General features: G+C 73.2%; 1 pseudogene. It reads right to left on the reverse strand.

Annotation, left to right across the window (positions count from 1 at the left end):
• Nucleotides 1–481 (reverse strand): annotated as a pseudogene (locus IH50_RS41890) (IS5 family transposase); the annotation flags it as partial.

The following is a 481-nucleotide window of genomic DNA, read 5'->3' on the forward strand; positions in this document are numbered from 1 at the left end:
CTTGTATGCCTCGCGGTCGAAGGCCGGCGGGCGGCCTCCGCGGCTGCCTCCCCGGGCCCGGTTGCGGGCCTGGTCGGCCCGTTCCGGGGTCGTGTGGGCGATGCCGCGGCGGCGGAGCCAGGTGCGGATCGCTTTCGAGCTGTAGCCCTTGTCTCCCAGGACGTGTTCGGGCCGGACGCGGGGACGGCCGAGTCCGATCCGGGGCACTCGGATCGCTTCCATCACAGCGGTGAACCGGGTGCAGTCGTTGATGTTGCCACCCGTCACGATGAAGCCGAGCGGGCGGCCACGGCCGTCGCAGGCCAGGTGGATCTTGCTGGTCAGACCGCCTCTGGACCGGCCGAGGGCGGGGTCGCGGAGCCCCCTTTTCGGGCCCCGCCCGCATGCTGGTGAGCCCGGACGACCGTGGAATCGACCGACCCCAGCCACTCGACGTCGCCCGCCGCGTCCGCCTTCGCCTGCGCGGCCCGCAGCATCCGGT

It is taken from the genome of Streptomyces sp. NRRL S-37, assembly GCF_000721605.1.
Taxonomy (GTDB): Bacteria; Actinomycetota; Actinomycetes; order Streptomycetales; family Streptomycetaceae; genus Streptomyces.